This window comes from Sphingomonas sp. LC-1, assembly GCF_025371035.1.
Taxonomy (GTDB): Bacteria; Pseudomonadota; Alphaproteobacteria; order Sphingomonadales; family Sphingomonadaceae; genus Sphingomonas; species Sphingomonas sanguinis_E.
The window spans coordinates 15,783-28,757 of the sequence record NZ_JANZXB010000004.1 but is presented as its reverse complement, the minus strand read 5'-3'; the positions used below and the strand labels follow the sequence as shown (position 1 = coordinate 28,757).

General features: G+C 67.0%; 15 protein-coding genes and 1 pseudogene. 13 read left to right on the top strand and 3 right to left on the bottom strand.

The features are described from left to right. Positions 1-77 precede the first annotated feature (77 nt). From NZL82_RS07115 to NZL82_RS07100, 4 genes and pseudogenes are all read left to right on the top strand, one after another. Positions 78-647, top strand: a complete 570-nt coding sequence (locus tag NZL82_RS07115) for a cold-shock protein (protein ID WP_261269081.1) — start codon at positions 78-80, stop codon at positions 645-647. 5 nt (positions 648-652) lie between these two features. Further along, positions 653-1,144 carry a DUF192 domain-containing protein gene (locus tag NZL82_RS07110; RefSeq protein ID WP_261269352.1) on the top strand — a complete coding sequence of 164 codons (492 nt, stop codon included), beginning with the start codon at positions 653-655 and terminating at the stop codon, positions 1,142-1,144. 294 nt (positions 1,145-1,438) lie between these two features. Beyond that, entirely contained in the window at positions 1,439-1,831 is a 393-nt protein-coding gene (locus NZL82_RS07105; protein ID WP_261269080.1) for an NADH:ubiquinone oxidoreductase subunit NDUFA12, read from the top strand. 203 nt (positions 1,832-2,034) lie between these two features. Next, positions 2,035-2,268, top strand: a pseudogene (locus tag NZL82_RS07100) (DUF2155 domain-containing protein); the annotation flags it as partial. 35 nt (positions 2,269-2,303) lie between these two features. Here the strand turns inward: NZL82_RS07100 and aat are convergent. The 3 genes from aat to NZL82_RS07085 form a co-directional block, all read right to left on the bottom strand. Beyond that, complete coding sequence (gene aat / locus NZL82_RS07095; RefSeq protein WP_261269079.1) at positions 2,304-3,062, bottom strand: leucyl/phenylalanyl-tRNA--protein transferase; 759 nt, start codon at positions 3,060-3,062, stop codon at positions 2,304-2,306. Next, complete coding sequence (locus NZL82_RS07090; protein ID WP_261269078.1) at positions 3,059-3,772, bottom strand: ParA family protein; 714 nt, start codon at positions 3,770-3,772, stop codon at positions 3,059-3,061. Before NZL82_RS07090 ends, aat begins: the two co-directional genes overlap by 4 nt. A gap of 106 nt (positions 3,773-3,878) precedes the next feature. Then, positions 3,879-4,265 carry a hypothetical protein gene (locus NZL82_RS07085; RefSeq protein ID WP_261269077.1) on the bottom strand — a complete coding sequence of 129 codons (387 nt, stop codon included), beginning with the start codon at positions 4,263-4,265 and terminating at the stop codon, positions 3,879-3,881. A gap of 158 nt (positions 4,266-4,423) precedes the next feature. On the opposite strand from NZL82_RS07085, the gene NZL82_RS07080 reads away from it, so the two are divergent. The 9 genes from NZL82_RS07080 (at position 4,424) to murF (ending at position 12,970) form a co-directional block, all read left to right on the top strand. Continuing rightward, a complete protein-coding gene (locus NZL82_RS07080; RefSeq protein WP_261269076.1) occupies positions 4,424-5,389 on the top strand; it encodes a cysteine synthase A in 966 nt (321 codons plus the stop codon). A gap of 87 nt (positions 5,390-5,476) precedes the next feature. Then, positions 5,477-5,725, top strand: coding sequence for a hypothetical protein (locus NZL82_RS07075; RefSeq protein WP_261269075.1), 249 nt, complete (start codon positions 5,477-5,479; stop codon positions 5,723-5,725). Positions 5,726-6,161: 436 nt separating this feature from the next. Continuing rightward, positions 6,162-6,677, top strand: coding sequence for a division/cell wall cluster transcriptional repressor MraZ (locus tag NZL82_RS07070; protein ID WP_405051352.1), 516 nt, complete (start codon positions 6,162-6,164; stop codon positions 6,675-6,677). Beyond that, positions 6,674-7,654 (top strand): 16S rRNA (cytosine(1402)-N(4))-methyltransferase RsmH, encoded by a 981-nt coding sequence (gene rsmH / locus NZL82_RS07065; RefSeq protein WP_261269073.1) that lies wholly within the window; start codon positions 6,674-6,676, stop codon positions 7,652-7,654. The genes NZL82_RS07070 and rsmH overlap by 4 nt, the downstream gene beginning before the upstream one ends. Then, positions 7,651-8,316 carry a hypothetical protein gene (locus NZL82_RS07060; protein ID WP_261269072.1) on the top strand — a complete coding sequence of 222 codons (666 nt, stop codon included), beginning with the start codon at positions 7,651-7,653 and terminating at the stop codon, positions 8,314-8,316. The genes rsmH and NZL82_RS07060 overlap by 4 nt, the downstream gene beginning before the upstream one ends. Further along, complete coding sequence (locus NZL82_RS07055) at positions 8,313-10,031, top strand: penicillin-binding protein 2 (RefSeq protein WP_261269071.1); 1,719 nt, start codon at positions 8,313-8,315, stop codon at positions 10,029-10,031. The genes NZL82_RS07060 and NZL82_RS07055 overlap by 4 nt, the downstream gene beginning before the upstream one ends. A 10-nt stretch (positions 10,032-10,041) precedes the next feature. Continuing rightward, positions 10,042-11,472: a UDP-N-acetylmuramoyl-L-alanyl-D-glutamate--2,6-diaminopimelate ligase gene (locus tag NZL82_RS07050; RefSeq protein WP_261269070.1), complete on the top strand. Its 1,431-nt coding sequence runs from the start codon at positions 10,042-10,044 to the stop codon at positions 11,470-11,472. Continuing rightward, the gene (locus NZL82_RS07045; RefSeq protein WP_261269069.1) at positions 11,469-11,600 is read left to right on the top strand and encodes a hypothetical protein; all 132 of its coding nucleotides are present in this window, start codon (positions 11,469-11,471) and stop codon (positions 11,598-11,600) included. Before NZL82_RS07050 ends, NZL82_RS07045 begins: the two co-directional genes overlap by 4 nt. After that, positions 11,597-12,970, top strand: a complete 1,374-nt coding sequence (murF, locus tag NZL82_RS07040; RefSeq protein ID WP_261269068.1) for a UDP-N-acetylmuramoyl-tripeptide--D-alanyl-D-alanine ligase — start codon at positions 11,597-11,599, stop codon at positions 12,968-12,970. The genes NZL82_RS07045 and murF overlap by 4 nt, the downstream gene beginning before the upstream one ends. Positions 12,971-12,975: the final 5 nt, after the last annotated feature.

Genomic DNA, 12,975 nt, shown 5'->3' with positions numbered 1-12,975 from the left:
CTGCGGACCAGTGAATGTGACAGCATTGCATTGCAGGCGCGAACAATGATGCTAGCAATAGTTTCAAGGGTGCGATGATGCTGGATGAAACGCCAATCAACGGGGGCGGCATCGACGGCGAGACGGCGGATACGGCCGTAGGGCTGGCGGGGGTCGTCAAATGGTTCGACGTGACGCGGGGTTTCGGCTTCGTCGTGGCGGACGATCCGCTTTACGGCGACGTGCTGGTGCACTTCACCGTCTTGCAGCCACATGGCCGCCGGAGCCTGCCCGAGGGCGCACGGGTCGAACTCGTGGCGGTGCGTGGCGGCAGAGGCTATCAGGCGCGCCAGGTCGTCTCGATCGACCTGACCCATGCCGTTCCCGAGGTTGCCAAGCGTCCGCGTGCTACCGACCGGATCGACCCCGTCGCGCTGGTGGCCGGAGCGGGAGAGCCCGAATCTGTCGCGGTCAAATGGTTCAATCGCCTGAAAGGCTATGGCTTTTTGCTGCGAGGCCGCGACGGGGCGGATATATTCGTGCATATGGAAACGCTGCGGCGTGGTGGCATCATCGATGTCCAGCCGGGCCAGCCGCTGCTCGCACGCATCGTCGAGGGGCCGAAGGGGCCATTGGCGGTCGCCGTGACCGAAAGAAGCGTGGAGTGAAGCGGATGACGTGGACGGGGCATGCGGCGGCGCTCGCCCTGATGCTGGCGGGGACCGGGCTGGCTGGCTGCTCCAAGGACGATGCCTCCTCGACACAGGCCGGGCAGAAGGTGGCGACCATTCCCGTCACCGTGACCACCGGGCAGGGCAAGCACGTCTTTCTGGTCGAACCGGCGCGGACCACGGCCGAGCAGGCGCAGGGGCTGATGTATCGCACCGACCTGAAGCCCGATGGCGGTATGTTGTTCGCGCCCTATCCACCCGAGGGCGGGGGGCCGCGCGTGGCGGAATTCTGGATGAAGAACACGCCGACGTCGCTCGACATCCTATTCATCCGCGCCGACGGGACGATCGCGCGGATCGCGGAGAATACCCCGCCGTTCAGCGAAGGAAAAATCCCTTCGGGGGAGCCGGTGGCGGCGGTGCTCGAACTGGTCGGTGGTCGCGCGGCGGAACTGGGGATTTCGGAAGGCGATTCGGTTTCCTGGCCGCGCTGACGCGGTGCGCTTCATTCCCTCTCCTCAAAACCATTGCGAGATTCACGATACTATCCCGGCCGACGCCGGGGTGGCGGTGGAGGCCAGGGGAGGGAGCAAACCCCGGCGGAGCGGCTTCGGGATAATAAGCTCTTGCGGCACACCACTTCACCATGGCTGTGATGGCCCTGCCCCGGCGGGGAGGACGTGCGCTGCGATTCCCGGCCATTTCTGACCGCCCCGTCCCATGTCCATCCGATGCTCGGCGTGCGAACGCGGTTGAAGGGCGGCGATAGCCGGGCTACACGGCGCGTCATGGGCATCAACCTCAATCCCTTCACCTGGTGGAACGGCGCCACCATCGGCACCTGGTTCGGTCTGCGCGGCAAGGCGCAGGTGGGCGAGGATGCGCACGGCAATGTCTATTATGAGGGCGGCAGCGATACCGCCGGTCGTCCGCGCCGTTGGGTGATCTATAACGGCCCCAACGATGCCAGCCGCGTCCCCGCGGAATGGTTCAGCTGGCTGCATCATCAGGTCGAGGACGTGCCCGATCGCGCGCTGCCTCCGCGTCGCGCGTGGCAGAAGCCCGCCATGCCCAACATGACCGGCACCGCCATGGCCTATCGCCCGTCCGGGGCGCTGGAAAAGGGCGGCCAGCGCGCCGCCGCGACCGGCGACTATGAAGCCTGGACGCCCGAGGGGTGAAGAAGGCTCGCTGGCTGGCCGGCGCTGTGCTGGCCGCCGCACTGGGTGTCGGGGGCTGGTTCGGCTATCAGTCGCTGACCCATAAGGGCGCGCCCTCCGCCGACGAATCGGCGGTCAGCCAGATCCTGCCCGACCGCCCCGGCGGGTCGGGAATCGAATCGGTCGATGCCGGTCAGGCGGCGCTTCCGACCGGCGGCACGCCGATGGCGCAACGGGTCGCGGTGATCGGCCTGCTGAACAAGCGCAACGGCGTCTCCCGCGACCTGACGCTGAAACCCGGCCAGGCACTTCGGGTCGGTGACGTCGTCGTTCGCCTGCGGGCGTGCGAAAAGACCGCGCCCTGGGAAACCGAGCAGCTGACCGGCGCCTTCGTCCAGCTTGACATACGTGGCGCGAATCAGCGTTGGCAGCGTGTCTTTTCGGGATGGCTCTACAAGGAACGTCCGGCGCTCAACGTCGTCCAGCACCCGGTCTATGACGTCTGGGCCAAGAGCTGCACGATGTCCTGGCCGGAGACCGGGCCCGATACCGTTTCATCGGCCGCCCCCGTCGCGGCCCCCAAGCGGCCGAGCGCGGCGAAGTCACCTGGCGCCGACACGCCCGATGCGGAGGCCCCCGGCGCGACGACACCGGCCAATGCATCGGACAATAGCGCGACATAATCGTCGCGCCCGATCTCGACCGCGCCCATGGTCGACAGATGCGGCGTCTGGAACTGGCAATCGAGCAGACTGTATCCCCCGGCGCGCAGCCGCGCGATCAGCCAGACCAGCGCGACCTTGGAGGCATCGGTCCGGCGGCTGACCATCGACTCCCCGAAAAAGGCGCGCCCCAGGCTCAGGCCGTAAAGCCCCCCGACCAGTTCGTCCCCGTCCCAGCATTCGATCGAGTGCGCGAAGCCCATGTCGAACAGATCGATGAACACCCGCTCGATGGCGTAGTTGATCCAGGTCTCGGGCCGGTCGGGCACGCTTTCGGCGCAAAGGCGGATGATCGATTCGAACGCCGTATCGGCCGTCACCCGAAAACGGTCGTTCGCCACTGTCTTGCGCAGCGAGCGGGACAGGTGAAAGCCGTCGAGCGGCAGAATGGCACGCTTGCGCGGCTCCACCCAATAGACATGCTCGGTATCGCGGGTGTCCGCCATCGGGAACACTCCGACGGCATAGGCGCCCAGCACCAGATGGGGGGTCAGCCGCTCGGTCGCGCCGGATCCCTCATGACGGCTCATAGCGTCGCCAGACGCCGTTCGATCGCCTGCCACAACTGGGCATAGGCCTTGGCGGCAGTGCTGCGCGAGGCGAAGCTGCCCAGTGGCGCGCGGTGCTGGCCCATCGCCTCGACCGCGCTGGCCATCGGAATGACGGGCCAGTCGGGATGCGCCGCCAGCGCGTCAGCGTGCAGCCTGCGGCGACGATCCGCCATGACATGAACCGGCATCAACGGCACCCGCCCCCGGACATGCCCATCCACCACTTCCAGCGCGCGGGTGGCCAGGGCTGAGGGGACGACAGGCACCACGATCAGGTCGACCGCGCGCAGCATCTGTTCGGTGGTTTCGGTCAACCCCGGCGGGCAGTCGAGCAACACGCGGTCGAAGCCGTCCAGGCGCTCGATCAGCTTGCCGAGCCGCTTCCTCTTGTCGATCCGGTGAAACAGCAGGTCCAGCCCACGCAGCGAATCGTCCGCTCCGATCATCGATAGTCGGGGGATGGCGGTGGGGCGGATCAGGCGATCGACCGCGACATCCTGGCTGAAGATCGCTTGGGCCCGGTCACCGGGTGCGGCCCCGCCGAGCAGCCAGGTGGAGGCGGCTTGCGGATCGAGATCCCATAACAGGGTCCGTCGTGCCGCCAGCATGGCCGCACACCACGCCAGATTGACGGCCATGCTGGTCTTACCCACGCCGCCTTTCAGGCTGTAGATCGCGATCGCGGCCACTATTCTTCCGCCCTCCCTGACGCCACCCCACGAAAAAGGCCGACGGAGGTATCTCCGCCGGCCGGCTTTCGATCAAGTCCCTATCGTCGGCGGACCGACGGCAGGATCAGATGTGGCAGGTCTGCGCCGCCTTTTTCGGCGTGGTCAGGGTGATCGCCTTTTCGTCACCCGTCATCTTCCAGCCGCCCTCGGCGGTCAGCGGTTCGCCGGCTGCGGGTGCCTTCAGCACCACCGGCGTCTCGCCTTCCTTCAGGCGGACATTGGCCTGCTTGTCGCCCTGGAAGAAGGTGACGAAGACGAGGCTGTTGTCCTTGCAGCGGAAGCTCTTGTCCGCCTTGATCGCGGGGGGCAGTTCCACCGGCGCGCGGTTGGCGAGGATGTTGGCCATCGGGTCGGGATTGGTATCGACGACCTCGGGCTGGCTGGGCTTGGAGTCGCATGCCGCCAAAGCGAGCAGCGGTACGGCGATGAAGACGGGGAGGAGGCTTTTCATAGCGGGAAACTACTTCGCAAATGCAGCAACCCGGCGTCAAGCACGACATGCATCGCCGTGCCGAATGTCCAGCATTCGCCCTCGATATGCCTCGCGCTTGCGGGGCCCCAAGCAAGGCTTTGCTTGCCGTGTCGCGGGGCAGGGGCCATCTAGCGGATATGCACGTGACCCCCGACACATTGGCCCTGATCGGCAACACCCCCCTCGTTCGCCTTAAGGGGCCGAGCGAGGCCACCGGCTGCGACATTTACGGCAAGTGCGAATTTGCCAATCCCGGCGCCAGCGTGAAGGATCGCGCCGCCCTGTTCATCGTCGAGGATGCCGAGGCACGGGGGCAGTTGCTGCCGGGCGGCACCATTGTCGAGGGGACGGCGGGCAATACCGGTATCGGCCTGGCGCTGGTCGCCAATGCCAAGGGCTATCGCACCATCATCGTGATGCCTGAGACGCAGAGCCGCGAGAAGATGGACACGCTGCGCGCGCTGGGGGCCGAACTGGTGCTGGTGCCCGCCGCGCCCTATTCGAGCCCCTGTCACTTCGTCCACACCTCGCGCCGCATCGCGGAAGAGACGGACAATGCGATCTGGGCCAACCAATTCGACAATATCGCCAATCGCCGCGCGCATATCGTCGGGACCGCCGAGGAAATCTGGAACCAGATGGAAGGCCGGATCGACGGCTTCACCTGCGCGGCGGGGACGGGTGGCACCCTTGCCGGTGTTGGCCTGGGCCTGAAGGCGCATGACGAATCGGTGACGATCGCACTGAGCGACCCGCATGGCGCGGCTCTGTACGATTATTATGCCCATGGCGAATTGAAGTCCGAGGGGTCGTCGGTCGCCGAGGGGATCGGTCAGGGGCGGATCACCGCCAATCTGGAAGGGGCGCCGGTCGATACCCAATTCCGCATTTCCGACGCCGATGGCTGGCACTGGGTGCAGCGGCTTTTGACCGAAGAGGGGCTGTGCCTGGGGCTGTCATCGGGTATCAACGTGGCCGGCGCAGTCGCGCTGGCGCGCACGCTGGGACCGGGTAAGCGTATCGCAACCATTTTGTGCGATACGGGGTTCCGCTACCTCTCCACGCTGCACAATCCGGCGTGGCGAGCGGACAAGGGGCTGTAAATAAAGGCCCTTTTCCGAAGGTCGACAGCATGCCGGGGACAGGGTAATAACATCGCATACATGAAATCACCCGACCATCATCATATCATGCAACGCGTGAAAGTCGGTATGATCGGCCTGGCTTCGGTTATCCTGCTGATCGCGGTCGCCAGCACCATTCTGGGTTCGCTCAATCGCGACGAGCCGCCCGTGGCCGCCGCCGGCGCGGCCCAGTCCAACATGGTCGCCGATATGGCGATGACCAACGGCAATGCGCCGAGCAACGAGCCCTTGGCCGAACTCGGCGTCGCCCCCGCACCCGTCAACGCGCAGGCTTCCGCCGACGCCGGACGCTGATCGACGCATCCGACGTTGGCCAGCGGTCCCGAGTGGGCGCCGATGGGAATCGCGAATCCTATTCGTCGGAGTCGCTTGTCCGACGCGCCCAATTTGCGCCGATCGACTCCGCTTTCGCGGTTAATTCCCGCCACTCGGTGTGTCTTTTTTATCGGCACGGAAATGCGTGGGGAAAATCGGGGAAATCGTGCCTGAAAGGCTGATTCAGGCCACTCTGCCGTTACTTCCTCGATCGTCCCATCCCGTTCATCGCCCAGCCGTTCGTCGCATATTCCTTGTTTTGGGAGGAGTTTCCCCGGTTATCCCCAAAAATCCCGTTGCCTCCCGGTTCTGCTATAGGTAGACCCATTTCCAACAGAGGGGCAGGCTCACTGTTATCCAGAAATGGTCGGAATGCGGCTCGGGTCGGGTTCCGAAACGGTGGGGCATGCGCGCCATGTGCGAGGTTGGCGTGTCCGAAAGGGGTTTGTATCAGGGAAGTGGCATTGGCCTTGTCGACGACAAGGGCCGCGTCGCCATCCCTAATGCGCTCCGCTCCACGCTGGCTCAAAATGCGCCGCGCCCTGATGGAAAAGATGGCGGAACCATCATCATCGCGGTCCATGAAACCGAGCGTTGTCTGATCGCTTATGATCCGGGTTATGTTGCCGTGCTGAAGAAGGAACTGGACGCGCGGACCGAGATGTCGCGTGGGCCGGACGGGCGCATCGACTATAATATCAAGCGCGACCTGGCGAATGGCGAGGCGGTGCCCTTTGACGGGTCGGGCCGTTTCATCATGCCGGGCTTTCCCCGTTTCCATGCCGGGATTGCGGGCCATGCCTTTTTCTGGGGTACGTTCGACTATATCGAAATCTGGGATCCCAAGACGCTGGTCGACACGCCGGGCCTGCCGCCGAAGATGATCTCGGCCGCGCGCTTCCATTGCCATGAAAAGGGGATCGCGCTGTGAGCCCCGCCGTCAACGACGCTCCGCACATCCCCGTCTTGCTCGACGAAGTCCTCGACGCGCTCGCCATCCTGCCCGGCGAGACGCATGTCGACGGCACGTTCGGCGCGGGCGGCTATACGCGTGCGATGCTCGCCAACGGGGCAAAGGTCATCGCCTTCGATCGCGATCCCGATGCGATCGCCAATGGCCAGGCGCTGGTCAAGGCTGAGCCCATGCTGACCCTGGTCCACCGCGAATTTTCGGGGCTGGATCAGGAATTGGCCGAGCCAGTGGACGGTGTCGTGCTCGACATCGGCGTATCCTCGATGCAGCTCGATCAGGCCGAGCGCGGCTTTTCGTTCCAGGGGGACGGGCCGCTCGACATGCGCATGGCGCAGGAAGGCGAATCGGCGGCGGACTTTCTGAACACCGCCGATGAGGCCGCCATCGCCGACGTGCTGTATCATTATGGCGAAGAGCCGCGCTCGCGTCGGGTGGCGCAGGCGATCGTCGCCGCGCGTCCGCTGACCCGAACCGGCGAACTGGCCGCCGTGGTGCGCCGCGCGCTGGGCTATCGCCCGCATGACAAGAAGGACCCGGCGACCCGGACCTTCCAGGCGATCCGCATCCATGTGAATCGCGAACTGGACGAACTGGCCGATGGGCTGGCGGCGGCGGAGCGCGCGTTGAAGCCGGGCGGGCGGCTGGTGGTGGTGACGTTTCACAGCTTGGAAGATCGCATGGTCAAGCGCTTCTTCCGCGAGCGGGCCGGGCAGATGCCGGGCGGATCGCGCCACCTGCCGGAGCAGGCGGCCACGCGTGCGCCGAGCTTCACGAACGTCGGCAAGGCGATCCGCGCGGGCGAGGCCGAACTGGCCCGCAATCCGCGCGCGCGGTCCGCGACGTTGCGGTTTGCGACACGAACGGAATTCCCCGCCTGGTCGGCGGGGCAGGGGCGGGCGCCGGGGGGCGAGTTGGGTCAGGAGTTGGGCGTATGACGGCGGCGTATCGGTTGAAGGGGATCGGGTGGTTCGGGAGCTGCGTGGCAGTCGTCCTGGGCTTTTACCTGGTGTCCCTGCAGGTGGCGGCGGAGCGCAAGAAGCTCGACGACGTCAACGTCCGTATCCGCACCGCCGAGCGTGACATCCGTGCGCTGGAGACTGAGTTCGACACGCGCGCCAATCTGGTCCAGCTTGAAAAGTGGAACGGCGATACGCTGGCGCTGACCGCGCCGGTCGCCGGGCAGTTCGTGGGTGACGAGGCGCAACTCGCCTCGCTCGACGTGACGCGCGGGCCGGAATCGGGTGCCGTCCAGACCGCCTTGCTCGTCCCCTCGCAGCCCGTTCCGGTCGCCCAGCCGGATGCGATGGCCGCCGTCCCCGCTGCGACCAAGCCCTCCGCACCCGCCCCCGTCGTGCAGTTGGCGAAGGTCGATCTGCCCAAGCCGCAGGTCGTGAAGGCCGTGGCCGAACGCATCGTAGCGCGCGGCGATGCGGCCAAGGCCGGTAAGCCCGCCCCGATCGCGACCGTGCGCACCGCCGCCGCCGTGGCCAAGGTGCGTCCGCAGGCGGTCGCCATGCTCGACCGTCAGCTTCTGTCCGACACGACGCTTGGCGACATTCTGAAGGGGGCCAAGTCCGAATCGCGGCGGCGGCATTGAGCGTTCTCGTCGCGCGTCCCACCGGAACGCAGCGTACCGCCGGCCAGCGCCATGCGCTGGTCGCGACGACGCATATGCGATTGATGATGTTGATGATGCTGTTCGGCGCGGCGGTGGTCGTCGTGATCGGGCGGCTGATGCTGCTGGCGGTGTTCGCCGGCCCGGCGGATGCGGCGGCGCGGACCGCGACGCTGGCCGCGCGCGGCGACATCGTCGATCGCAACGGCGCGCCGCTCGCGCGCACGATCGATAGCTGGACCATCGCGGTCCATCCCAAGAAGCTGATCGGCGATCCGATGGACATCGCCGCGCGCCTCGCCGCGCTGATGCCCGATCGCGGGGACCAGGCCTGGTTCTACAACCAGCTGACCCGCAAGGCCAATTTCGTCTATCTGCAACGCCGCGCCAGCCCGACCCTGGTCGAGCAGGTCAATGCCATCGGCGAGCCGGGCTTGGTCTTCGACCGCGAGACGCAGCGGCTCTATCCGCAATCCACGCTCGCTGCGCATGCGCTGGGCTTCCTGTCGACCGATGGGCACGGCATGAGCGGCATGGAGCGCGTTCTCGACGAGCGGCTGCTCAACCCGACACAGGCGGGCAAGCCGGTCGCCCTGTCGATCGACACCCGCGCGCAGGCCGCGCTGGAGAGCGAACTCGGTCGCGCGATGAACACCTTCGCGGCGCGCGGCGGCGGCGGCATCATCCTGGACGTGCACACCGGCGAGGTGATCGCGATGGTCTCGCTGCCCACCTTCAACCCCAACCGGGTCGGCATGGCGGGCACCGACGAACTGCGCAACATCACGACGCAGAGCGTGTTCGAACTGGGGTCGACCTTCAAGCCGATCACCATGGCGACCGCGATGGAGAATGGCGTCGTCACCTCGATGCAGCGGCGCTTCGACGCTACCCATCCGCTCAAGGTCGGCGGCTATACCATCCATGACGAGGCGGGCGATCCGAAGCGTTGGCTGAACATGGCTGAGACGCTGATCTATTCGTCCAACATCGCCACTGCGCGCGTCGCCGACGAGATCGGGCCGCAGAGGATGCAGGCGATGTTCAGGAAGTTGGGCTTCGATACCAAGCCCGATATTGAACTGCGCGAAAAGGGGCGTCCGCTGCTGCCGACCTATTGGGCGCGGACCACGACGATGACGACGGCCTATGGCCATGGCATCGCGGTGACGCCGCTCCACCTGGCCTCGGCCTATGCCGCGCTGGTCAATGGTGGCATCTGGCGGCCTGCGACGTTGTTGAAGGTCGAAGCTGGCCACGGCGCCGCGGGACGCCGGGTGCTGAGCGAGGCGACCAGCTACAAGATGCGCCAGATGTTGCGTCTGATCGTGATGCGCGGCACGGGTCGCAAGGGCGATGCGCCCGGCTATCGCGTCGGAGGCAAGACGGGTACCGCGGAGGCGGCGGTCGCGGGTGGCTATGATCGGTCGCGCAACGTGGCTACCTTTGCCGCGGCGTTCCCCATGGATGCGCCGCGCTATGTGGTGCTGGCGATGCTCGACTCGCCAAAGGGTACGAAGGAGACGTTCGGGTGGAAGACCGCAGCCTGGAACGCCGCCCCGGTGGTCGGGCGGACGATCGCTCGGGTGGGCTCGATGCTGGGCGTGGTGCCCGACGCCAACAAGGATGTGGACGTGTCCGACATTCTGCCCACGCTGTGGCAGGATCCCAAGGCGCCGCCGACGGATGGGCGATGAGGCTGGCCGCATGAAGCTGAATCAACTGGACCATGGCATCACGGGCGAGGGCGGCGACGCCCTCGTCTCCGGTTTTGCGATCGACCATCGCAAGGTCGCGCCGGGCACCATCTTCGGCGCCTTTCAGGGTGCGCGGGTGAATGGCGAGGACTTCATCGCCGATGCGGTGCGCAGCGGCGCGGTGGCTGTGGTCGCGCGGCCCGGCGCGACGGTGGAGGGGGCGATCCACATCGCCTCGGACGAGCCGCGTGCGGCCTTTGCCCGGCTGGCGGCGGCGTTCTTCGCGCCCTTCCCGGCGACGGCGGTGGCGGTGACCGGGACCAACGGCAAGACCTCGACCGTCGAGATGACGCGTCAGCTCTGGCGGATGGCGGGGCATCACGCCGCCTCGATCGGGACGCTGGGCGTCACCACGGCGGATGAGCGGACCTATACCGGACTGACCACGCCCGATGTTGTCACCTTCCTGTCGAACGTCGCCGGGCTGGCGCGCGAGGGGGTGACCCATCTGGCATTCGAGGCGTCGAGCCATGGCCTGACCCAATATCGCACCGAAGGGCTGACGGTATCGGCGGCGGCCTTCACCAATTTGTCGCGCGACCATCTCGACTATCATGGCGATATGGGCGCCTATCTGACCGCGAAGATGCGACTGTTCTCCGAAGTGCTGTCGCCCGAGGGGACGGCGGTCGTCTGGGCCGATGACGTGCAGAGCGGTCGGGTCATCGACCTGGCGCGGGCGCGCGGCAACAGGCTGGTCACGGTCGGCGAGCGGGGCTCGACGCTGAAGCTGGTCGAGCGGCATCCCACGCTGCTGGGGCAGGGTCTGGTGATCGAGGACGAGCAGGGGACGGTGCACAAGGTCCAGTTGCCGCTGATCGGCGCCTATCAGGCGGCCAATGCCCTGGTTTCCGCCGGGTTGGTCATCGCGACCGGGGGCGACGTGGCGAAGACCATCGCCGATCTCGCTCGGTTGCAGCCGGTGCGCGGGCGGCTGGAGCGGGCGGCCATCGCCAAGAGCGGCGCGCCCATCTATGTCGACTATGCGCATACCCCCGACGCGATCGAGGCTGCGATCGCCGCGCTCAAGCCCCATGCGGGCGGGCGGCTGATCGTGGTGCTGGGTGCGGGCGGCGACCGCGATCCGGGCAAGCGCGAGGTGATGGGGCAGGTCGCGTCGATGCACGCGGACCGGGTCATCGTCACCGATGACAATCCCCGCACAGAAGATCCCGCCGCCATCCGTGCCCAGGTCATGCGCGGCGCGACCGGTGCGATCGAGATCGGCGACCGACGCGACGCCATCGCCGCCGCCATCACCGAGGCGGGCGAGCAGGACATCGTCCTGATCGCGGGCAAGGGGCATGAGCAGGGGCAGATCATCGGCGACCTCGTCCTGCCCTTCGACGATGTGGCGGTTGCGCGGGAGTGCGCGGCATGACGGCCAAGCCGACGACGAAGACGCCCCCCGCCCAGACCAGCGATACCGCGCCGTCGGAGACGCCCGCGCGGGTCCGCCCCAAGCTGTCGCTCCATTATGGCGCCTCTTCGAAGGGGGAGGGCAAGTGAGCCTTTGGACCGCGCAGGAGATCGCGCAGGCGACCGGCGGCACCGCTTCGGATGGCTTCGCCGTGTCCGGCGTCGCCTTCGACAGCCGCGAAGTGGGGCCGGGCGACCTGTTCGTCGCGATGTCGGGGGAGGCGACCGACGGCCACCGCTTCCTCGATCAGGCTTTTGCGCAAGGGGCGACGGGCGCGCTGGTCAGCGCCGATACCGACCACCCGCATGTGCGCGTCGCCGACAGTTTCCATGCATTGGAGGATCTGGGACGTGCGTCGCGCGCGCGAACGCCGGCGACGATCATCGGCGTCACCGGATCGGTCGGCAAGACCAGCGCCAAGGAAGCGCTCTATGCCGCGCTGGAGCGTGGCTGGCGCGGGGCGGTGCACCGCTCGGTCAAGAGCTACAACAACCATACCGGCGTGCCCCTAAGCCTGGCGCGGATGCCGCGCGAGATGCGCGCGGGCGTGTTCGAGATGGGGATGAACCATGCGGGGGAACTGACCGCGCTCACCGCGATGGTCCGCCCGCATATCGCGATCGTCACCGCCATCGCCCCCGCGCATACCGAATTCTTCCCCGATGAATCGGCCATCGCCGATGCCAAGGGCGAAATCTTTCGGGGGCTGGAGCCCGGCGGCACCGCGATCATCCCCTATGACAGCCCGCATCGCGAGCGGCTGATCGCGGCGGCCAGGCCCTATGCCGAGCGGATCGTGACCTTCGGCTTCACGCCGGAGGCTGATGTCCGCGCGGTCGAGGCGATGCGCGGGCCGACCGGTGGCAGCTTCGTCACCGCGCGGCTGGGCGAACGGGAGTTGAACTTCACCCTGTCGCAGCCGGGACGCCATTGGGTGTCCAACGCGCTGGCCGTGTTGGCGGCGGTGGATGCGGCGGGCGGCGATCTGGGGCTTGCCGGGCTGGCGCTGGCCGAACTGGGCGGCCTGCCCGGACGCGGCGCGCGGTTCCGTGCGGGCAATGGCGCGCTCATCATCGACGAAAGCTACAATGCCAATCCCGCCTCCATGCGCGCAACGCTGGCGGTGCTGGCCGAGGAGCCAGGCCGCCATGTCGCGGTGCTGGGCGAAATGCGCGAGCTGGGTGAGGATTCCGCCGACTATCATGCGGGCTTGGCCGAGCCGATCCTGGCCGCGCGCGTCGAAAAGGCGCTGCTGGTCGGTGAATCGATGACGCCGCTGGCGGCTGCGCTTGAGGGGCGGGTCGATTTCGTCCATGTGGCCGATGCGAAGGCCGCGCGCGAGGCGCTGGCCACGATTGTCGCACCCGATGACGTGGTGCTGATCAAGGGATCGAACGGGGTGGGGTTGGCGCGTGTCGTAGCCGCCCTGCGCGACGAAATCCGAACGGGCGGGGCGTGAGTTAG